The 21,920-nt window shown below is 73.3% G+C and carries 12 protein-coding genes; 10 read left to right on the forward strand and 2 right to left on the reverse strand.

Features of this window, described 5'->3' with window-relative positions; translation table 11 throughout:
* The first annotated feature begins 19 nt into the window (after window positions 1-19).
* The 8 genes from KKZ08_RS35860 (at window position 20) to KKZ08_RS35895 (ending at window position 18,407) form a co-directional block, all read left to right on the forward strand.
* A complete protein-coding gene (locus KKZ08_RS35860; RefSeq protein ID WP_223778405.1) occupies window positions 20-11,227 on the forward strand; it encodes a non-ribosomal peptide synthetase in 11,208 nt (3,735 codons plus the stop codon).
* 47 nt (window positions 11,228-11,274) lie between these two features.
* Window positions 11,275-12,342, forward strand: coding sequence for a cytochrome P450 (locus KKZ08_RS35865; protein WP_223778406.1), 1,068 nt, complete (start codon window positions 11,275-11,277; stop codon window positions 12,340-12,342).
* A 43-nt stretch (window positions 12,343-12,385) separates the two neighbouring features.
* A complete protein-coding gene (locus KKZ08_RS35870; protein WP_223778407.1) occupies window positions 12,386-13,498 on the forward strand; it encodes a cytochrome P450 in 1,113 nt (370 codons plus the stop codon).
* A 12-nt stretch (window positions 13,499-13,510) separates the two neighbouring features.
* A complete protein-coding gene (locus KKZ08_RS35875; RefSeq protein ID WP_223778408.1) occupies window positions 13,511-14,716 on the forward strand; it encodes a cytochrome P450 in 1,206 nt (401 codons plus the stop codon).
* Between the two features lie 57 nt (window positions 14,717-14,773).
* Window positions 14,774-14,986, forward strand: a complete 213-nt coding sequence (locus KKZ08_RS35880) for a ferredoxin (RefSeq protein ID WP_223778409.1) — start codon at window positions 14,774-14,776, stop codon at window positions 14,984-14,986.
* A gap of 147 nt (window positions 14,987-15,133) precedes the next feature.
* Complete coding sequence (locus KKZ08_RS35885; protein WP_223778410.1) at window positions 15,134-16,402, forward strand: efflux RND transporter periplasmic adaptor subunit; 1,269 nt, start codon at window positions 15,134-15,136, stop codon at window positions 16,400-16,402.
* The gene (locus KKZ08_RS35890) at window positions 16,399-17,160 is read left to right on the forward strand and encodes an ABC transporter ATP-binding protein (protein ID WP_223778411.1); all 762 of its coding nucleotides are present in this window, start codon (window positions 16,399-16,401) and stop codon (window positions 17,158-17,160) included. Before KKZ08_RS35885 ends, KKZ08_RS35890 begins: the two co-directional genes overlap by 4 nt.
* Complete coding sequence (locus KKZ08_RS35895) at window positions 17,157-18,407, forward strand: ABC transporter permease (protein WP_223778412.1); 1,251 nt, start codon at window positions 17,157-17,159, stop codon at window positions 18,405-18,407. The genes KKZ08_RS35890 and KKZ08_RS35895 overlap by 4 nt, the downstream gene beginning before the upstream one ends.
* 100 nt (window positions 18,408-18,507) lie before the next feature.
* Here the strand turns inward: KKZ08_RS35895 and KKZ08_RS35900 are convergent, their stop codons facing one another.
* Complete coding sequence (locus KKZ08_RS35900) at window positions 18,508-19,515, reverse strand: LLM class flavin-dependent oxidoreductase (RefSeq protein ID WP_223778413.1); 1,008 nt, start codon at window positions 19,513-19,515, stop codon at window positions 18,508-18,510.
* Window positions 19,516-19,583: 68 nt separating this feature from the next.
* Here KKZ08_RS35900 and KKZ08_RS35905 point away from each other — a divergent pair, with 68 nt between their 5' ends.
* Complete coding sequence (locus KKZ08_RS35905; RefSeq protein ID WP_223778414.1) at window positions 19,584-20,072, forward strand: HAD family acid phosphatase; 489 nt, start codon at window positions 19,584-19,586, stop codon at window positions 20,070-20,072.
* Between the two features lie 78 nt (window positions 20,073-20,150).
* Here the strand turns inward: KKZ08_RS35905 and KKZ08_RS35910 are convergent, their stop codons facing one another.
* Window positions 20,151-20,375 (reverse strand): dodecin, encoded by a 225-nt coding sequence (locus KKZ08_RS35910; protein ID WP_223778415.1) that lies wholly within the window; start codon window positions 20,373-20,375, stop codon window positions 20,151-20,153.
* A 215-nt stretch (window positions 20,376-20,590) separates the two neighbouring features.
* Between KKZ08_RS35910 and KKZ08_RS35915 the strand changes: the two genes are divergently transcribed.
* Window positions 20,591-21,871, forward strand: coding sequence for an extracellular solute-binding protein (locus KKZ08_RS35915; protein WP_223778416.1), 1,281 nt, complete (start codon window positions 20,591-20,593; stop codon window positions 21,869-21,871).
* Window positions 21,872-21,920: the final 49 nt, after the last annotated feature.

Raw genomic sequence — 21,920 nt, forward strand, 5'->3', positions numbered from 1 at the left:
GTTGTGAGGAGACAGCACGATGACCCGACCCCAGCCCCGCAAGCGATCCCTCGTCGAGGACGTGTGGCCCCTCTCGCCCTTGCAGGAAGGGATGCTGTTCCACGCCTCCTACGACGACCAGGGCCCGGACGTCTACACCGTGCAGTCGGCGGTGGACGTCAACGGCCCCCTGGACACGGATCGGCTGCGGGCGTCGTGGGAGGCCCTGCTGACCCGGCACGCCGCGCTGCGGGCCTGCTTCAGGCCGGTCACCGGCGCGCACATGGTGCAGGTCATCCCGCGCGAGGTCGCACTGCCCTGGCGGGAGGCGGACGTCTCCGGGCTCACGGACGCCGAGGCATTGGCGGAGACCGAGCGGCTCGCGGCACAGCAGCGGGCGGAGCGCTTCGACCTCGCGGTCCCGCCGCTGCTGCGGCTCCTGCTGATCAGGCGCGGCGAGCACCGGCACCGCCTCGTCATGACGCTCCATCACATCCTGCTGGACGGCTGGTCGATGCCGGTGCTGCTGGGCGAGCTGTCGGCGACGTACGCGGCGGGGGGCGACACCTCCGCGCTCCAGCGGGTGGCACCCTACGGCGAGTACGTGGCCTGGCTGGGCCGTCAGGACAAGGAGGCGGCATCGGCCGCGTGGCGGGCGGAGCTGGCCGGGGCCGACGGCCCGACCCTCGTGGCACCGGCGGACCCGGGCCGCGCCCCATGCCTGCCTGAGCAGGTGCACACCTCCCTATCGCCTGAACTGACCGCATCACTCGACGAGTTGGCGCGCGGCGAGGGCCTGACGCTGAACACGGTCGTGCAGGGCGCGTGGGCGCTGGTCCTCGCGCGCCTCGCGGGCCGTACGGACGTGGTGTTCGGTGCGACCGTGGCGGGGCGCCCCGCAGAGCTGCCGGGCGTGGAGTCCATGGTCGGCCTCTTCATCAACACCCTGCCCGTCCGCGTACCGCTCGACGGCGCGCAGCCGGCCGTGGAGATGCTGGCGCGGCTCCAGGAGCGCCAGTCCGCGCTGATACCCCATCAGCACGTCGGCTTGGCCGAGGTCCAGAAGCTCGCGGGCGCCGCGGCCGTCTTCGACACCCTCGTGCTGTACGAGAACTACCCGCTGCCGCCCGCCGGCCCCGTCCCCGGCCCCGACGCCGTGACGCTCAGCCCGGCGGGCGCGGCGCGCGACGCCTCGCACTATCCGCTCACGCTCGTCGCGGTCCCCGGCGGCGACCGGATGCGGTTCAAGCTCGACCACCGTCCGGACCTGTTCGACCGCGCCGCCGCCGAGTCGATCGTCCAGCGGTTCGCACGCGTCCTGGAACGGATCGCGGCCGACCCCTCCGCCCGCGTCGGCGACATCGACGTACTGGAGCGGGCCGAGCGCTCGGCCGTCGTGGAGCGGTGGAACGCGACGGAGCGGCCGGTGGCTGCGGGTTCCGTCATGGAGGCGTTCGAGGAGTGGGCGGCCCGCTCGCCGGACGCCGTGGCGCTGCGGTGCGGCGCGGACGAGGTGTCGTACGGGGAACTGGAGCGCCGGGCCAACCGGCTCGCCCGGCACCTGAGCGGTCTGGGCGTCGGCCGGGAGGACCGGGTCGCCCTGTGCCTGCCGCGTGGGACCGAGATGATCGTGGCGCAGCTCGCGGTGTGGAAGGCGGGCGGCGCGTTCGTCCCGCTCGACCCGGAACACCCGGCGGACCGGCTCGCGTTCATGGTGGCCGACAGCGGCGCCCGGGTGCTGCTGTGCGCCGGTGAGCCGCCCGCCGGGACCGGACACGTCGTGCGCCTCGACGACGCGGACACCCTACGGACGATCGCCGCGGAGCCCGCCGAGCCGCCGGCCCTGCCCCTCCTGCCCGACCAGCTCGCCTACGTCATCTACACCTCCGGGTCGACCGGCCGCCCCAAGGGCGTGGCCCTCGCCCACCACGGCCTGGTGAACCTGGCCGAGGCGATGCGCCCCGCCCTGGGCCTCGGCGCGAGTGTGGTCATGCTCCAGTTCGCGTCGTTCGGCTTCGACGGGTCCGTGCTCGACGTGGCGGTCACCCTGGCCGCCGGCGCCACCCTGGCCATCGCGTCGGCCGAGGAACGCACCGAGCCGGACGCACTCACCGCGATGATCCGCGAGGCGGGCGTCGAGGCGGCCAGCGTCGTACCGTCGGTCCTGCGCGTCCTGGACCCGGACGACGTGCCCGGCGTACGGAACTGGGTGCTCGGCGGCGAACTGCTGACCGCCGGCCTGGCGAGCCGCTGGACCCCGCGGGCGCGGGTGTGGAACACCTACGGCCCCACCGAGGCCACCGTGATGGCGACCGCCGGACCGGTGGCCGAGGAGACCGGACCGCGGGACGAGCCGCCGCCGATCGGCCGCCCGCTGGGCAACATGCGGACGTACGTACTCGACGGCTTCCTGCGGCCGGTGCCGCCCGGCGTGACCGGCGAGCTGTACGTCGCCGGGCCGGGTGTGGCGCGCGGCTACACCGGACGGCCGGAGCTGACGGCCGAGCGGTTCGTGGCCTGCCCCTTCGGCGCGGGCGGGCGGATGTACCGCACCGGTGACCTCGCCCGATGGACCGCCGACGGACAGCTGATGTTCGCCGGACGGGCCGACGAACAGGTCAAGCTGCGCGGTTTCCGCGTGGAGCCGGGCGAGGTCGAGGCCGTTCTCGCCCGGCACGCCTCGGTGGGCCAGGTGGCGGTCGTCGCCCGCGAGGACCGGCCCGGCGACAAGCACCTGGTCGCCTACGTCGTGCCCGGCGCGGACGCCCCGCAAGGCCGCGCCGTCGACACCGAAGGGCTGCGCGCCTACGCGGGCACCCGCCTCCCCGAGTACATGGTCCCCTCGACGGTGGTCGTCCTCGACGCGCTGCCGCTCACCGTGAACGGCAAGCTCGACCGGGCCGCCCTGCCCGCACCCGAACGAGCCGCGCACGGCGGCCGGGACCCCCGGACACCCGTCGAAGCGGTCCTGTGCGGGCTGTTCGCCGAGGCGCTCGGCGTCGAACGGGTCGGCGCCGACGACTCGTTCTTCGCCCTCGGCGGCGACTCGATCCTGTCGATGATGCTGGTCTCCGGTGCCCGCCGCGCGGGCCTCGCGATCACCGCCCGCCAGGTGTTCGAACACCGGACCCCGGCCGCCCTGGCGCTGGTGGCCGTACCGGCGGACGGCGCGGCCACCGGCGCCGGCGACCCCGGGACCGGCGAGGTGCCCCTGACCCCGGTCATGCACGAGCTGCTCGACCGCGTCGGCGCCGACCACGTGGGCCGGGTCGTGCAGTCCGCCGTCGTCGAGGCCCCGGCCGGACTGCGGTCCGGGACGCTGGCCGACGCGGTGCGCGCGGTGGTGGACCACCACGACATCCTGCGCGCACGCCTGGCGACGGAACCACAACGGCGGCTCATCGTCTCCGGACCCGGCACGGCACCGGCCGGATCGTGGGTGCGCCGGGTCGACGCGGCCACGACGGACGCCGAAGGCCTGGCGCGCACGATCGCCGAGGAGAGCCGGGCGGCGGTGGCCCGGCTCGAACCCCGGTCCGGCGTCATGCTCCAGGTGGTCTGGTTCGACCGCGGCCCCGACACTCCCGGACGGCTGCTGCTGGTCGTCGACCACCTCGTGATGGACGCCGTGTCCTGGCGGATCCTGCTGCCCGATGTGGAGCAGGCCTGCGCGGCGCTCGCCGTCGGCCGCAAACCCGAACTGGAGCCCGTCCCCACGTCGTTCAGGCACTGGGCGCGCGCACTGGCCGAGCAGGCGCACAGCGCGCAGCGCGTCGCGGAACTCCCGCGCTGGACCGAGCTGCTCCAGGGCCCCGACCCACAGCTGACCGAGGTGCCCGCGGACCCGGCACGCGACGGCGCGGCCACGGTGCGGCGGGTGTCGGTGACGGTGCCGGCCGAGGTCACCTCCGCCCTGCTGACCGGCTTGCCCGCCGCCTACCACGCGGGCGTCGACGACGTGCTCCTGACCGGACTCGCCGCCGCGGTCGCGCGATGGCGCGACGGCCGGGACCCGGCGGGCGGCTTCCTGGTGGACGTGGAGGGCCACGGCCGCGTGGCGCTCACCGACGGCATGGACCTGTCGCGGACGGTCGGCTGGTTCACCGGCACGCACCCGGTGCGGCTCGACGCGGGCACCGCCGACCTCGACGAGATCCTGTCCGGCGGCCCCGCCGCGGGCGACACCCTGAAGCGGGTCAAGGAACAACTGCGCGCGGCGCCCGGCGACGGCCTCGGATACGGCCTGCTGCGCCACCTCAACGACGAGACCGCCCAGGAACTCGCCGCCCTCCCCGCCGCCCGGCTCGGCTTCACCTACCTCGGCCGCGTCCCCGGCGCCCCGGCGGACGAGAGCCACGCGACGGCGGGCGACACCGGGGACGGACACCTGCCGGTCGCCCACCCCCTGGAGCTCGCCGGCGTCGTACACGACCTGCCCGAGGGGCCACGGCTCACCCTGAGCCTCGCCTGGCCCGGACACCTCCTCGACGAGCCGGCGGCGCGCGGGCTGGTCGAGGACTGGGCGGCCATGCTGACCGGTCTGGCCGCCCACGCCGGCGACCCCGCCGCCGGCGGCCACACGCCCTCCGACTTCCCCCTGGTCACGCTCACCGGGCCCCAGGTCGACAAGCTGGCGGAGGCGGCGCCGGGCCTTGCGGACATCTGGCCGCTCTCGCCGCTCCAGGAAGGCCTGCTCTTCCACTCGATGTTCGCGGACGAAGGTCCGGACGTGTACGTGGAGCAGATGATCGTCGGCCTCGAAGGGCCGCTGGACACCGGGGTCCTCCGGGCGTCCTGGCAGTCGGTCCTGGACCGGCACGCGAGCCTGCGCGTGGGCTTCCGGCAGGTGGCGGGGTCCGGGCAGGCCGTCCAGATCGTCATGGACCGGGCCGTCCTGCCGTGGCGCGAGGAAGACCTGTCGGAACTCGACGAGGACGCGGCCCGGGAGGAGTCGGACCGCATCGGGAACGAGGAACGGGACAAGGGCTTCGACCTGGAGAAGCCGCCGCTGTTGAAGGTGCTGCTCGTCAAGACGGGCCACGAGCGGTACCGCATGATGGTGACGCTCCATCACATCGTGCTCGACGGCTGGTCGTTGCCGGTCCTGCGGCGCGAGCTGTGGGCCTGTTACGAAGCCGGGGGCACCGCCGACGGCCTGCCCGCCGTCACGCCCTACTCGGAGTTCCTGGCCTGGCTCGGCCGCCAGGACAAGGAGGCGGCACAGGAAGCGTGGGCGGCGGAGCTGTCCGGCGCCGAGGAACCGACGCTGGTGGTGCCCGTGACCCCGGGCGCGACCGTCGAGGCGTCCGGCACCTCGGGCGAGGTCTTCGTCGTCGCCGACGAGACGCTGGAGGCCGGACTCGGCGAGCTGACCCGCACCCACGGCGTGACACTGAACACGGTGCTCCAGGCCGCCTGGGCGCTGATCGTCGGCCAGTCGGCGGGACGCAAGGACGTGGTGTTCGGCGCGTCCGTCGCGGGCCGCCCCGCCGAACTGCCGGGCATGCGGGACATGCTGGGCCTGTTCATCAACACCGTCCCCGTGCGCGTGCGCTGCGAACCGGCGCGGACCGTCGCCGAGGTCCTCACCGACCTCCAGGCCAGGCAGTCCGCCCTGATGGACCATCAGTACGTCAGCCTCGGGGACATCCAGCGGATCGCGGGGCCGGGAGCGACCTTCGACGCCCTCATGGCGTTCGAGAGCTTCCCCACCGGGATGGACGCGCCCACCCGGCCCGGCGAGGGCCCCCGCGAAGCCGCGCCGGCCGGTCTGAGCATCACCGAGGCCGCGATGCGCGAGTCGATCAACTACCCGCTGGGCCTCGTGGTGGACCCCCTCGGCGGGCTGCGGATGCGGCTCACCTACCGGTCGGACGCCTTCGAGGAACAGGCCGCCCAAGCCCTGCTCGACCGCCTGGTGCGGGTCCTGCGGCAGATGGCGGCGGACCCGGGACTCGCCGTGGGCCGGATCGAGCTGTCGGACGAGACCGAGCGGTCCCTGGTGACCGAGCGGTGGAACGCCACGGAGGTGGCGGTCCCGGACGCGCTGGTACCCGAGCTGTTCCGCGCACGGGCCGAGCGTTCGCCGGACGCGGTGGCGGTGCGGTGCGGCCAGGACGCCTTGACCTACGGGGAGTTGGAGGGCCGGGCGAACCGGCTGGCCCGCCATCTCGCCGGGCTCGGAGTGGGCCGTGAGTCCCGGGTGGGTCTGTGTCTGCCACGCGGGGCCGACATGATCGTCGGCGAGCTGGCGGTGTGGAAGGCGGGCGGCGCTTTCGTGCCGCTGGACCCGGAGTACCCGGCGGACCGGCTGAACTATCTGATCGCGGACAGCGGCGCGCAGGTGGTGCTGGGCTCCGGTGACTGCCTGGACGGCCTGTCGACGGGAGCGGCGCGGGCGGTGCTGCTCGACCAGGTGGAGACCGCGCGGGCCCTCGCTGCCGAGCCCGCCGAACCGACCGACGCGGCCCTGTCCCCGGACCAACTCGCCTACGTCATCTACACCTCGGGCTCGACGGGCCGCCCCAAGGGCGTGGCCGTGGCACACGGCGGCGTGGCGAACCTGGCCGAGGTGATGCGGCCGGCCCTGGGCGTCGCCGAGGGCGTGGCCGTCCTCCAGTTCGCGTCGTTCAGCTTCGACGCGGCGGTCCTCGACGTGGCGGTCACTCTCGCGGGCGGCGGCACGCTGGTCATCGCCTCCGGGCAGGAGCGGGACGAGCCGGGGGCGCTGGCCGAGATGATGCGGGCCTCGGGTGTCACCACGGCGAGCGTCGTGCCGTCACTGCTGACCCTGCTCGACCCCGACACCGTCACCGGCGTCGGCAACTGGGTCCTCGGCGCCGAGCTGCTGACCGCCGACCTGGCGAGCCGCTGGACCCCGCAGGCACGGGTGTGGAACACCTACGGCCCCACCGAGGCCACCGTGATGGCCACCGCCGGGCCCGTGGCCGAGGAGATCGGTCCGAGCGACGGCCCACCGCCGATCGGCCGGCCGCTGGGCAACATCGGGACGTACGTCCTGGACGGCTTCCTCCACCCCGTGCCGCCGGGCGTCACCGGAGAGGTGTACATCGCGGGGCCGGGTGTCGCGCGCGGTTACGTCGGACGCCCCGGCCTCACCGCCGAGCGGTTCGTGGCCTGCCCCTTCGGTGCGGGCGGGCGGATGTACCGCACCGGGGACCTCGCCCGCTGGACGGCCGACGGACAGCTGCTGTTCGTGGGGCGCGCGGACGAACAGGTCAAGATCCGCGGCTTCCGCGTGGAGCTGGGCGAGATCGAAGCCGTGCTCGCCTCCCACCCGGAGGTACGGCAGGCCGTGGTCGTCCTCCGTGAGGACCGGCCCGGGGACCGGCGCCTGGTCGGCTACGTCGTCCCCGGCACCACGGAGGCCAAGGACACGGATGTGGCGGCGATCCGCGAGCACCTGGCCCGCGCGCTGCCCTCGTACATGGTCCCGGTCTCGGTGGTGGCGCTCGCGAAGCTGCCGCTGACGCGCAACGGCAAGGTCAATCGCAGGGCGCTGCCCGTCCCCGACTTCGCGGGCCGGGTGTCCGGGCGGGAACCGGAGAACGAGACCCAGGCGACGCTGTGCGCGCTGTTCGCCGAGATCCTCGACCTCGAACGGGTGGGCGTCGACGACAACTTCTTCGACCTGGGCGGTGACTCGGGCCTCGCGATGCGGCTCGCCGCGCGGATCCGCGAGGAGTTCGGCATCGAGCTCAGCATGCGGCGCTTTTTCGCCACCTCCACCCCGCTCGGCGTCGCCAGGCTGCTGACGTCGAAGGAACTCCCCGAACTGCGGCCGGTCGACCACCCCGACGAGATCCCCGCCACGGCGAGCCAGACGCGCACCTGGCGCCTCGAGCGGGCCCACCCCGGCTCACCGGTCAGGCGGGCTCCGATCGCGCTGCGCCTCAGCGGCACACTGGACCGCGCGGCACTGGAGGCGGCCCTCGGCGACGTCGCCGCACGGCACGACATGCTGCGTACGACCTTCACCTCCACCGAGAGCGGTGAGCTGTACCAGCGCGTCCTGGACGCCGACGCGGACGCGGCCAGGCCCGCGCTGCCGGTGACACCGGCGACCGAGGAGGAGCTGCCCGGCCTCCTCGCCGACCACGCCGGGTACGAGTTCGACCTCACCCGGGAGACGCCGTGGACGTGCCGCCTGTTCGCGCTCCCCGACCGCGCGCACGTCCTGCTGTTGGTGGTGCACCGCATCGCGACGGACGACGGATCACTGACCGTCCTGGTCCGCGACCTCGCGGCGGCCTACGGAGCGCGCCGTGAGGGCAGGGCCCCCGAACGCGCCCCGCTGCCCCTCCAGTTCGCCGACTACGCGCTCTGGGAGCGCGAGATGCTCCGGGACGAGCAGGACCCGGACAGCCTGATCGGCGAGCAGTTCGCGCACTGGAAGAAGGTACTGGCGGGCGTGGGGGAGCTGGACCTGCCCGCCGACAGGCCACGGCCGGCTGTCGCCAACCACCGAACCGACTCGGTGCCGCTCGTCGTCGACAGCGACACGCACGCCCGCCTGAAGGAGGTCGCCGAGGGCGAGGGAGCGACGGTCTCCATGGCGTTGCAGGCCGCGCTCACCCTGCTCCTGACGGGGCTCGGGGCGGGGCCCGACGTCACCCTCGGTACAGTGCTGCCGCTGCGCGACGAGGAAGGGGACCTGGACGGCCTGGTGGGCCCCTTCGCCGACCCGATGGCCCTGCGGACGGACGCCTCCGGCGACCCCACGTTCCGCGAACTGCTCGGCCGGGCACGGGACACGTACCAAAGGGCGGTGCAGAACACCGACGTACCCTTCGCACGCCTCGTGGAGGTCCTGTCACCGCAGCCGCCCGCGACGCGGCACCCCGTGTTCCAGGTTCTGCTCGAAGTCCACGGCGACGCCGCCGAGATCTGGGAGTCGCCGGCGCTGCCGGGCCTGAGCACCACCCGCCTGCCCGTGGGGACACAGGTCAGCGAACTCGACCTGGCCATCGGCCTCACCGAGCGGTACGGGGTCGAGAGCCGCCCGGACGGCATCGACGGCGCCATCCGCTACGCGGCCGAGCTGTTCGACCGGTCCACCGTCACCGCGCTCGCGCGGCGGCTCGTCCGCGTCCTCGCACAGGTCGCGGCCGAACCGGGGCTGCGCCTGAGCCAGGTGGACGTCCTCCTCGACCCCGCCGAGCGCCACCAGGTGGTGGCGGCCTGGAACGACACGGCGACGGAGGTGCCGGACCGCACCGTCGTCGACCTCCTCGCCGAGCAGGCCGCGCTGCACCCCGACGCGGTGGCCGTCATGGACCGGCACGGCACGCTCACCCACGGCGCGCTGGACGCCGCCGCCCGGCGGCTCGCCGACCGCCTGGCCGCGCGGGGGACCGGTGCGGAGGACGTGGTCCTCGTGGCGCTGCCGGCCACGGCCGACCTCGTCGTCGCGTCGCTCGGCGTGCTCCGGTCCGGTGCCGCCTGCCTGTTCGCCGACCCGAACCGGCTCATGGAGGACATCGCCTCGTGCCTGCGCCGGGCCACCCCGGCGGCCATGATCTGCGACAGGGCCCTGGCCATGCTCCTGGCCGACGGCATCACCGTACCGATCGTGATGCTCGACGAGCCGCAGACCGCCGCGGCGGGCGGCGCGAACGCCGGCGGCGGAACGGGCGGACGGCTGCCGCTGCCCGGCCAGGCGGCGCTCGTCCTCGGCACCACGGCGCCGGGCGGCGGCGACGGTTCCGTCGCGGGCGCGGTCATCGGGCACCGGACACTGCGCGACCAGGTCGCGCACCGGACGCGCGTCTCGCCGGCGCCGCACGGGGCGACCGTCCTCGACGTACGCGCTCCCGTCTCCGCGTACCTGACACCGCTGCTCTCGGCCCTGTGCGAGGGCGGCAGCGTCCAACTCGCGGTGCCCGGCGACGACATGACACAGGCCGCGGGGCCGGACGACGCGCGGCACCTCGTCACCACCCGTGCGCTGCTGCCGACGGTCCCCGAACCGGAGGCAGGGCAACCGCCGTTCGCCGCCGTCACGGTCATGGACGACACCGGGGCGACAGCCGTGCAGGAGACGCGGGACTGGCTGGGCCGCCACCCACGGACAGCACTGGCCGCCGTCCACGGCACGGCGGAGACCGCGGGCGCGTGGCTCGACCACAGGACCGCGCCCGGCGAACCCCTCCCCGCACAGGCCCCCGCGGGACGCCCGGTCGCCAACACCCGGGCCTTCGTCCTGGACGACTTCCTGCGCCCCGTCCCGCCGGGCGGCACCGGCGACCTGTACGTCGCGGGATCCGCACTGGCACGGGGGTACGCCGGCGGGCCCGGCCCGACCGGTGAACGGTTCGTCGCCTGCCCCTTCGGGGCCGCGGGCGAGCGGATGTTCCGCACCGGCGAACGCGCGAAGTGGACATCCGGCGGCCTGCTCGCCCTGCGCGGCAGGAGCCCGGACGGGAAGCACGCTGCCGGGGCGGCCCGCCGCGCCGGCACCGACCACGGCGACCTGGAAGTCCTGCTGCCGCTGCGCCCGACGGGCACCCGGCCCCCGCTGTTCTGCCTCCACACCGGCACGGGACTGAGCTGGGCCTACGCGGCACTCCTGCGGCACCTGCCGCAGGACCTGCCCGTCCACGGCGTGCAGGCGCGCGGACTCGCCGAACAGGAGCCCATGCCGCGGAGCGTGGAGGAGATGGCGGCCGACTACGCCGAGCAGATCAGGTCCGTCCAGCCCACCGGCCCGTACCACCTCCTCGGCTGGTCCTTCGGCGGACTGATCGCCCACGCGATCGCCACCCGCTTCGAGGAGCAGGGCGAACAGGTACGGCTGCTCGCGGTGCTTGACGGCTACCCCGAAGGATCCGGTGGAGCCGACCTCGGCCGCAGGTCCGACGGCCCGGACGAGGAATCCGCATCCGTACGGACGCAGCGCGGCCGGACGCTGGGCCTGGACGCCGGCATGGACGACAGCCTCAGGTCGAACATGCAAGCCGTGATCGACAACATCGGCCGTCTCACCCCGCACCACACGCCACGCCGCTTCCACGGCGACCTGCTGCTGTTCGTCGCGGCCGAGGACCGGCCCGCGGAACTGACCGCGTCGGCCGCGCGGGAGAGCTGGCAGCCCTACGTCGCGGGGGACGTCGAATCCCACGAGATCGCCGCGAGCCACTACACCATGCTCCAGCCCGTGCCGTCGTCGGACATCGGGAGCATCCTCGCGGCGAAACTCCTGGCGGCCGACGACACCGGAGAGAAGTGAACGCCCGATCCCCTGCCGCGGAACACGGATCACGAAGGGACCCCTGAATGTCGAAGCGACTGAAAACCGCCGCGCACACGCGCCGCAACGGCATAGAACCCATGCCCGAACTGGCGGACATCAGCGCGCGGACACCGCTCGTCCGGGTCGACGCCCAGGGGGCGTTCGCGGGCTGGCACTGGCTCGCCACCGGCTTCGACGAGGTGCGGGCGATCCTCAGCGACGACCACAGGTTCAGCATGATTCCGCCGCCCACGCAGATGCACGGTGCCGCGGGGCGCGTCGAGATCGGCAACCTCCTGCGGTACGACCCGCCCGAGCACACCCGGCTGCGGAAGATGCTGGTGCCCGAGTTCACCGTCCGGCGCATCCGCCGCCTCGAACCCTTCGTGACGGAGATCGTGGACGACTGCCTGGACGCGCTGGAACTCGCCGGGCCGCCCGCCGACCTCATGCCCACCTTCGCCCTGCCCATCCCCGGCCTGGTCGGCTGCGCCCTGCTCGGCGTGCCCCGCGACGACGCGGCCGACCTGGCACGCCACTTCGTCTCCACCTCAGCCGCCGCCACCGACCACCGCACCGATCCCCGTGAGCGGGAGCGGATGCGGGCGGCGATATCGCTCGTGACACGCACACAAGCGCCGCGACGCACGGACCACCGCTCGTCGCCGCATCGGACGTCAGACTGGCATCTTCCTCGGACATGCTGGCCCTGGAGGCCGGCTCCGACCACGGTGGAGGAACTGCTCCGCTACGTCTCGTCCGTCCCGAACTCCATTCCCCGCTACGCCCTCAAGGACGTACGCGTGGGCGATCAGGTGATCAGGACGGGCGAGGTGGTGATGTGCTCCCTGCTCGCGGTCAACCGCGCCCAGCTGCCCGGCGTGCCGCACGACACCCTCGACATCACCCGTGACAGCAGCGGCCACATGGCCTTCGGGCACGGCATCCACCACTGCCTCGGCGCGTCGCTGTCCAGGCTGGAGCTGCGGATCGCGCTGCCGGCCCTGCTGCGCAGGTTCCCCGGCCTGCGGCTCACCGTGCCGGCCGAGCAGCTCCGGTACCGGACCTGGACGCCCAATTACGGAGTCGACGTACTGCCGGTGGTCTGGTGAACCCCACGCCCTGGCGGACCTGTGCGGGAAAGGAAGCCCGTCCATGCCCAAGCCGTTGAAGGAGCCCGACCAAACGCCTCTCGTCCGGACCGTCGTGCCCGGGACCTCGGACCGTGCCTGGATCGCCAACGGCTACGACGAGGTGCGGGCGATCCTCAGTGACGACAGGTTCAGCACCATGCCGCCCGCGCAGACCCCCGAGGCGTCCCGTCGGCTGATCCAGCCCGGCAACCTCCTCCAGTACGACCCGCCCGAGCACACCCGGCTGCGGAGGATGCTCACCGGGGAGTTCACGCTCCGGCGGGTCCGTGCCCTCGAACCCCTCGTCGAGGGCGTCGTGAAGGACCGCCTGGACGCCATGGCAGGCGCCGGGCAACCGGTCGACCTCGTAGGGCACTTCGTCTGGCCGACCACCAGCCTGATCGGCTGCGCCCTGCTCGGCATCCCGCGCGACGACCAGGCGGAGCTGGTCCGGCACCTCGATACCAACCGGCTGGACAACCCCGACCGGGAGCAGCGGGACATGGCGGGCACCGCATACCTCACCTACCTGGACAAACTCATGCGGCACAAGCGCCGCAAGCCCGGCGACGACCTGCTCGGCCGGCTGATCCGCGACCACGGGAAGGACCTCACGGACGCCGAACTCACCGGCACCGCCGCGACCCTCCTGGCCTCCTTCATCCCGATCACCGGCGGCACCCTGGGCCTCGGCCTCGTCGGGCTCCTGGAGAACCCGGACCAGCTGGCCCTGCTCATCGAACGCCCCGAGCTGATCGACCACGCGGTGGAGGAAGTGATCCGCAGCGTGACGATCATCCCGCACGCTTCGCCCCGTACCGCCACGCAGGACGTGACCATCGGGGAGCACGTGATCAAGACCGGGGAGTTCGTTGCCTGTTCACTGCTGGAGGCCAACGGAACACGGCCGCCCGGAGAGCCGCAGGACACCCTCGACATCACCCGGGACAACAGCCACCACATGGCCTTCGGACACGGCCTCCACTACTGCATGGGCGCGTCACTGGCTCGCATGGAGCTGCGCATCGCCATCTCACGGCTGCTGCACCGTTTCCCCAAGGTGCGGCTCGCCGTGCCGCGCGACGAACTCCGCTTCACGGCACGGTCCGTGGAGACACTCCCGGTGTCCTGGTAGGGGAGGGGCGACATGCCGCACGAGCCGACACCCGTCCCCCTGCACACCCGCCGCACCCGCTTCGACCCGGCCGCCGAACTGCGCCGGCTGGCGGACGGCGGCCCCGTCACCAGGGTCAGCCTGGCGCCCGGCACCGGCGACCGGCCCCTGTGGCTGGTCACCGGCTACGACGAGGTGCGCCAAGTCCTCGGCGACCACGTGCGGTTCTCCACCAGCCGCTTCGGCGCCCGGCCGGCGGCGGGAGGCAGAGCCGCCCCGCGCCCCGACGACGGCATCGGGCTGCTCATGGACTACGACCCGCCCGAGCACACCCGGCTGCGGAAGATGCTCACGCCCGAGTTCACGCTCCGGCGGATGCGCAGACTCCAACCCCGCATCGAGGCCATCGTCGCCGAGCGGCTGGACGCAGTGGAGCGCGCCGGCCAACCGGCCGACCTCGTCGAGCTGTTCGCGTCCGCCATTCCCGGCCCGGTGCTGTGCGAGCTGATCGGGGTGGAGCGCGACGACCGCGACGACTTCCTGCGCCGCTGCCACGCCCACCTGGAGACCGGCAGGGAGCGAGGGGAGCGGGCAGCCGCGGGCACGGCGTTCACCCGCTACCTCGCCGCCATGGTGGCCCGCCGGCGCAAGAACCCCGACGAGAGCTTCATCGGCATGCTCGTGCGCGACCACGGCGACGAGTTCACCGACAAGGAACTGCGCGGCATCTGCGTCCTGTTGATGCTCGCGGGCCTCGACAACATCTCCGGAATGCTGGGCCTCGGGGCGCTGGCCCTCCTGGAGAACCCGGGCCAACTCGCCCTCGTACGCGACGACCCCGGGGCCCTCGACCGGGGCATCGAGGAACTGCTGCGCTACCTGTCCGTGCCGCACGCCCCCACTCCCCGCGTCGCGCTGGAGGACATGACGCTCGGTGGCAAGCGGATCAGGGCGGGCGACACCCTCGTCTGCTCGATCCCGCTGGCCAACCGCGACCCGGCGCTCACCGACGGGCCCGACCGGCTCGACGTCACCCGTGAGCCCGTGCCCCACGTCGCCTTCGGCCACGGCATCCACCACTGCCTGGGCGCCGCCCTCGCCCGCATGGAACTGCGCATCGGCTACCGGGAGTTGCTGCGCCGCTTCCCTGGACTGCGCCTCGCGATACCGGCCGAGGACGTCGAGTTCAGGGTCCTGTCGACCGCCTACGGAGTCGAGCGGCTGCCGGTGACCTGGTGAGGCGACGGCGTCGTACGAGCGGGATGAGAGGGCGAGGGAGAGGGAGAGGAGAGGGAGATGGAGATTCGGGTGGACCGTGACCGGTGCGCCGGTTCCAGTCTGTGCGTGAGCTACCTGCCCGAGGTGTTCGACCAGTCGGAGGACGACGGCAAGGTGCTGCTCAAGGTGCCGCTGCCCGCCGCCGACGCGGAGCGGGCGGTGCGCGGCGCCGCGGGGAGGTGCCCGACCGGCGCGATCACCCTGCACGCGCGGGACGCGCAGGACGCGTAGGACGGATGGAGAGGTACGGCCACGGGTCCCCGCCGGCCCGTGGCCGTCCGGCATGCCCGGCCGTGAAGTCGCTGGTCATGCGCGCACTGTGTGGACGCCCGGCTTTGTGTCCGCCGTGTGACCGCCCGCCGCGTAGAAGTGTGGACCATGTTCCTCACCCACAAGCGAGCGACCGCGCACGAACGCGTCGCACCCAAGCGAGTCACCGCACCCAGGCGAGTCATCGCACCCGCCCTCCTGGCCCTCTCCGCTCTCGTCACGGGCGCCGCCCTGACGGGCTGCTCCGGTGATTCCTCCGCCGCCTCGTCGGAGAAGGAGCCGTCACCGAAGAGCGCCTTCGACCGGGCCCTCGCCTACTCGGAATGCATGCGCGGCAACGGCGTGCCCGACTTCCCGGACCCGCAGCAGGACAGCGGCGGCGTCAAGCTGACCCCGGACGGCGGCGGCGCCGACCCGGACTCCGCGTCGTTCCAGAAGGCGCAGGAGGCCTGCAAGGACAAGGCGCCCCAGGGGCTCGGCGGAAGCGGCGGAGGCGGCGGTGGCGGCGAGTCACTCGACTCGGCCAAGGTCACGGCCTGGGCGAAGTGCCTGCGCGAGAACGGCGTATCCAAGTTCCCCGACCCCGAGATCAACGGTTCGAGCATGAACATCGACCTGGTCGGCGCGGGCGTCGACCCGCAGGATCCCAAGTTCAACGCGCAGACCTGCGGCACCGGGTGGCGGCGTCAACGGAAGGACCGACGTCCGCGCGACGCTCCGGCCCGGCGCCGGCGCGTCGCCACCAAGACCGCCGAGGCGCTGCCCGACACGGCGGCCCCTCGAGACCGGCCGGACCTCGGGACCGCGACCGGGCGGACGAGTGGCACGGCGGCGTCCGCTGCGCACCTCGCTGATCGTCGTCGTCGCGATAGCCGTCGCCGCGGCGGCATCGCGCCACCAGGACGCTCGCGGCGAGCTCCCGCGCAACCGGGGCGACACGAGTGGAAGGACCACGGTCGACTCCCCGGACGGCAACCTCGGGGCGAAGCGCAGGGCGAGGTGAACCGGAACGGCAGCACGGATCGACCGGCTCCGCGGAGCGGCGAACGGCGAAACTCGGATGCCGGGTCCGGCGGATCGGGCGGCAACGAAGACCCCACGCTTCCCGTGGAGCTGACGGTGAAGGACCAGAAGGGACTCGGCCGCTACCAGGCCGCAGCCGTCGAGGTCACCCTGAAGGCCGAGACCCGCGAGGACGTCCTCGTGGTGCCCGTCAACGCCCTTGTCGCACGGAAGGGCGGCGGCTACGCCCTGGAGGTCGTCACGGGCGACAGCACCGAGTACCGCCCGGTCAAGCTCGGCATGTTCGCCGACGGCAGGGTCGAGGTCTCCGGCACCGGCATCAAGGAAGGCACCGTCGTGGGGGTCCCCAAGTGACCTCGTATCCCACGCGGGCGCCCCTGGCCCGCCCCGTGGTCGAACTGGCCGGGGTGTGCAAGACGTACGGGGACGTCGCCGCCCTGCGCGACGCCGACCTGGTCATCGGGCGCGGTGAGCTCCTCGCCATCGTCGGCCCCTCGGGGTCGGGCAAGTCCACGATGCTCAACATCATGGGCACCCTGGACCGCCCGTCGGCCGGCATGGTGCGCATCGACGGGCACGACGTCGCCGCCCTGAGCGACCGCGAACTGTCCGCGCTGCGGGCCGGCACCATCGGCTTCGTCTTCCAGCAGTTCCACCTGTCGTCCGGGGTGCCCGCCCTGGACAGCGTCGCGGATGGGCTGCTCTACAGCGGCAGGCCGCGCGGCGAGCGGCGCCGCCTCGCCGAGCGTGCGCTGCGCCGGGTCGGCCTCGGCCACCGCCTCCACCACCAGCCGCACCAGCTCTCCGGCGGCGAGAAGCAGCGCGTGGCCATCGCGCGGGCCGTGCTTGGCGACCCGCCGCTGCTCCTCGCCGACGAGCCCACCGGGGCGCTGGACTCGCGGTCCGGCGCGGTCGTCATCGAGTTGCTGCACGAGCTGCACGAGGCCGGCACGACGGTGGTCGTCATCACCCACGACCGGGACATCGCCGCGACGCTGCCCCGCGAGGTGCGGGTCAAGGACGGCCGTATCGAACACGACTCCGGCGGCCCCGCGCCGTCCCGCTCTCTCGTGCCCGAAAGGGCCGTCGTGCCCGAGGAGGCCGTGCGATGAGCACGACGAACGCGACCAGGGAGCCGGCGCGCGTCGCGAGCCCCGAGCCGTCGCGACGGCCGAAGCCCGCCCGGATGAACCCGGCCGACGTCCTGCGCGTCGGCGGCTCCGGACTGCGCTCGCGCCCCATGCGGGTCTTCCTGTCGGCGCTGGGCATCGCCATCGGCATCGCCGCCATGGTCGGCGTGGTCGGCATCTCCACCTCGTCCACCGAGGACCTGAACCGCCGCCTCCAGGCGCTCGGCACCAACCTACTGACGGTCACGCCCGGCCAGTCCTTCACGGGCGACGCGGCCCATCTGCCCGCCGAGTCCGTCGAGATGATCGGCAACATGGAGAACGTGGAGTCGGTCTCCGCCATCGGCAGGACCGGCGCGAAGGTCTACCGCAACGACCACACCCCCAAGCAGGAGACCGGCGGCCTCACCGTCGCCGCCGCCCGGACCGACCTGCCGGAGTCCGTGGGCGCCGAGATCGTCGACGGCCGCTGGCTGAACGCCGCCAACAGCCGCTACCCGGCCGCCGTCCTCGGCCCCAAGGCCGCCGAACAGCTCGGGGTGCACCAGGCGGGACCGGACGTGAAGGTGTGGCTCGACGGGCGCTGGTACACCGTCGTCGGCCTCCTCGCCGCCAACGAACTCGTGCCGTCGCTGGACTCCTCGGTCCTGGTCGGCTGGTCCGCCGCCAAGGCGGAACTCGGCTTCGACGGCTACCCCACGACCATCTACACCCGCGCCGAGGAACCGGCCGTGGACGACGTCCAGAGCGTCCTCGGCGCCACCGCCAACCCGCAGTCGCCCACCGAGACCACCGTCTCCCGGCCCTCCGACGCGCTGGCCGCCAAGGAAGCCACCGACGACGCCCTCAGCGGCCTGCTGCTCGGCCTCGGCGGGGTGGCCCTGCTCGTGGGCGGGGTCGGGGTGGCCAACACGATGGTCATCTCCGTACTGGAACGCCGCTCGGAGATCGGCCTGCGCCGCTCCCAGGGCGCGACCCGCGGCCAGATCCGCACCCAGTTCCTCGCCGAGGCCCTGCTGCTCTCCGCCCTCGGCGGCCTCGGCGGTGTCCTGCTCGGCATCGCGGTCACCGGCGGCTACGCCTCCTACCAGGGCTGGCCGTCCGTCGTCCCGTTCTGGGCGATGGCGGGCGGGGTGGGCGCCACCCTCGTCATCGGCGGCCTCGCCGGGTTCTATCCGGCCGTACGAGCGGCCCGGCTGCCTCCGACCGAAGCGCTGGCCACCACCTGAGACCGCGGTACTCCCGCTGGGACCATCCCCCGTGCCACGGGGGTACCGCACCCGTCCGCGCCACCCCCGGGCCGATCCCGGCCGCGGCGCGGGCGGGTCCTCAGCTCGGGGCGGGTCCCCGGAGCCGGGCCAGGCGACGGAAGGAGTCCAGGAGGCCCTCGCGGTCGTACGTGCTGGTCGTCACCAGCACCTCCTGAGCGCCGCTCTCCTTGATCACCCGCTCCAGCTCGTCGGCGACCTGCTCCTGGGTGCCGTGCAGCTGGCCGCTCAGCGCCGACTCGTAGAAGGTTCGTTCCCTCTCCGTCATCGTCAGCGTCTCCACGCGCTCGGCCGGCGGCAGCGGCGGGAACGTGCCGTGCGTCCGCGAGTACGCCATCGACCAGGCCTCCGGTATCAGCAACCGACGGGCCTCCTCCTCCGTCTCGGCGACGGCGACGGTGCCCGCGATCATGACGTACGGCTCGGCCAGCCAGGGCGAGGGCCGGAAAGCGTCCCGGTAGGTGTCGATGCCGCGCAGCATCTTCTCGCGGCCCTTGATGTCCCCGATGACCAGCGGGAGCCCCGCCCGGGCCGCGATCGTCGCGCCCTCGCCGACCGCGAGGACGTACGGCGGCACGGTGAGCCCCTCCGCGGGACGCGCGCGTACGCCCGTCTCCGAGGTGCCGCGGAACCAGCCGAGCAGCTCCGTCAGCTGCGCGGCGAAGTCCCGCGCATCGTCCTTGTCGCGCCCCAGCGCCTTGCGCACCCCGTCCGTGAACCCGACGGAGCGGCCGAGCCCCATGTCGATCCGCCCCGGGAACAGCGACTCCAACACCCCGAACTGCTCGGCGACCACCAGCGACTGGTGGTTCGGCAGCATCACGCCGCCGGTGCCGACGCGGATGGTGCGGGTGGCCGCCGCGACGGCCGCGGCGAGGACCGTGGGCGCCGAGCCCGCGACGCCCGGCACGCCGTGATGCTCCGAGACCCAGAAGCGGTGGTAGCCGAGGGCCTCCACCTCCTGGGCCAGGCGCACGGTGTCGCGCAGGGCTGCCGGACCGTCGTGCCCCTCACGGGTGCGCGAGCGGTCGAGGACGGAGAACCGGGTTGCCGCGATCACTGAGCTCACGCAGGGTTCAACGCCTGGGAGCCGCCATGATTCCCGTCGATTCCCGTCGGCCTGATTACGCTGATGCCGTGACCGACGACAGCGGACCTCTGGCCGTGTTCGACCTGGACGGCACGCTCGCCGACACCGCGCACCGGCAGCGGTACCTGGAGCGCAGGCCCCGTGACTGGGACGCCTTCTTCGCCGCGGCGCCGCATGACCCGCCGCTGGCGCAGGGCGTCGACCTGGCACGGCGGAGCGCGCTGGACTGCGAGGTCGTCTACCTGACCGGACGCCCAGAGCGCTGCCGGGCGGACACCGAGGAGTGGCTGGCACGCCAGGGCCTGCCGACCGGCCGCATCTGGATGCGCCGCAACGACGACCGGCGCCCCGCGCGCCGCACGAAGCTGGAGATCCTGCGGAACCTGGCCCGCAAGCGGGAGGTCCGCATGCTCGTGGACGACGACGAACTGGTCTGCGACGAGGCGGTACGCGCGGGCTTCACGGTGGTACGCGCGGACTGGGCCCACACCTCCGAGACCCTGAAAGAGGCCCAGGAAAAAGAGGGCCGCACCTGAGCAGCCAAGGGACGCGCCCCCGCCGTTAGGGGCGCGGGGAACTGCGCAAAAGCGCGCCCCGCGCCGCCGGCAGGACGCCTACACCCCGACGTCCCCGTCCTCCAACCGGAACCCCACCTTCAGCCCCACCTGATAGTGCTGGATCTGCCCGTCCTCGATATGCCCCCGCACCTGGGTCACCTCGAACCAGTCCAGCGAGCGCAGCGTCTGCGAGGCCCGCGCGATGCCGTTGCGGATCGCCTGGTCGACGCCCTCGTGCGAGGTGCCGACGATCTCGGTCACGCGGTAGGTGTGGTCCGACATGAGGGGGTTCCTCCCGGCCGTGGTGTGACGTCGCGAAGTGCGTCACTCCACCGTGCACCAGCCCGCGCGGACGCGCGAGACGGCGTATGGGATCCCGTACCCCCTTGACCGGGCGATTGGTACATACCAAAATCCAGCCAATACCCGTTCGAGCCAGCTGCTCACCCCCCGCGTCGGGCTGACCTTCCCCTGTCCGCAGGCAGAAAGTGACCCACGTGAAGCCGCACCGCCGCGCCGCCACGCCCCTGTCCCTCGCCCTCTCGTGTGCCGTCCTGCTCGCCGGGTGCGGTGTGCTGCCCGGCGGGGACGAGCGCACAACCGTCACCGTCTGGCTGATGCGGGGCAGCGCGTCCCCCGCGTTCGTCGAGCGCTTCACCGAGGACTTCGAGAAGGAGCACGAGGACATCGACCTGGACGTCCGTGTCCAGGAGTGGACGGGCATCGGGGCCAAGGTGAAGAAGGCGCTCAAGGAGGAGGACGGCGACGGGCCCGACGTCATCGAGGTCGGCAACACCCAGGTCGCCCAGTACGTCGACGAGGGCGGCCTGTACGACCTGACCCTGGAGTCGGCGCGCGACCTCGGCATGGACGACTGGCTGCCGGGTCTCGCGGAGCCCGGCCGCCACAACGGCGCCCAGTACGGCATCCCCTGGTACGCCGCCAACCGCGTCGTCATCTACAACAAGGACCTCTTCGCGAAGGCGGGCATCACGCGGCCGCCGCGCACCCGCGAGGAGTGGATCGCGGACACGCAGAAGCTCAACACCGGCGGGAACCAGGGCATCTATCTCGCGGGCCAGGACTGGTACACCCTCGCCGGGTTCATCTGGGACGAGGGCGGCGACCTCGCCAAGGAGACCAAGGAGTCCTCCGGCGACTGGCGCGGCAGCCTGCACACGGCCGAGGCGCTGCGCGGCATGGCGTTCTACCAGCGCCTCCAGACGCTCGGCCGGGGGCCGCGCGACGCGGACGAGGAACACCCGGCGCAGACCGGGGTGTTCGCGGGCGGCGACGTCGCCCAGATCATCGCGGTGCCCGGCGCGGCGCGGGCCATCGAGGAGAAGAACCCCGAACTGAAGGGCAAGCTCGGCTATTTCCCGATCCCCGGCAAGAAGGCGGGCAAGCCCGGCGCGGTCTTCACCGGCGGCTCCGACCTCGTCGTGCCCGAGCGCAGCGACGACCACTCGGGCGCCGTCGAGGTGATCGCGGCGCTGGCGGGCAAGAAGTGGCAGACCGACCTGGCCAGAACCATGAACTACGTGCCCAACAAGGCGAAGCTGGCCCCCGCCGTCGCGGGCGAGGCGGGCGTCGCGGCGATGGCGGTCGGCGCGGCGAACGGCCGCGCGACCCCCAACTCCCCGCGCTGGGCGGCCGTCGAGGCCGACAACCCCATCAAGGACTACATGACCGCCGTCCTGACGGGCGGCGCCCCGGCGACACACGCCCGCGAGGCCTCACGCGAGATCACCAAGGCACTGCGCCTCGGCGGCCTGTGACGGGGCAGGCCCCCGGTGCCGTACGCGTGGTGCGAACGGCACCGGGGGC

This window comes from Streptomyces sp. 135 (assembly GCF_020026305.1).
In the GTDB taxonomy this organism is placed as follows: Bacteria; Actinomycetota; Actinomycetes; order Streptomycetales; family Streptomycetaceae; genus Streptomyces.

Coding starts and splice junctions, on each gene's coding strand:
- KKZ08_RS35860 (WP_223778405.1), top strand. CDS start 20: ATGACCCGACCCCAGCCCCGCAAGCGATCCCTCGTCGAGGACGTGTGG.
- KKZ08_RS35865 (WP_223778406.1), top strand. CDS start 11,275: ATGTCGAAGCGACTGAAAACCGCCGCGCACACGCGCCGCAACGGCATA.
- KKZ08_RS35870 (WP_223778407.1), top strand. CDS start 12,386: ATGCCCAAGCCGTTGAAGGAGCCCGACCAAACGCCTCTCGTCCGGACC.
- KKZ08_RS35875 (WP_223778408.1), top strand. CDS start 13,511: ATGCCGCACGAGCCGACACCCGTCCCCCTGCACACCCGCCGCACCCGC.
- KKZ08_RS35880 (WP_223778409.1), top strand. CDS start 14,774: ATGGAGATTCGGGTGGACCGTGACCGGTGCGCCGGTTCCAGTCTGTGC.
- KKZ08_RS35885 (WP_223778410.1), top strand. CDS start 15,134: ATGTTCCTCACCCACAAGCGAGCGACCGCGCACGAACGCGTCGCACCC.
- KKZ08_RS35895 (WP_223778412.1), top strand. CDS start 17,157: ATGAGCACGACGAACGCGACCAGGGAGCCGGCGCGCGTCGCGAGCCCC.
- KKZ08_RS35910 (WP_223778415.1), bottom strand. CDS start 20,375: ATGTCGGACCACACCTACCGCGTGACCGAGATCGTCGGCACCTCGCAC.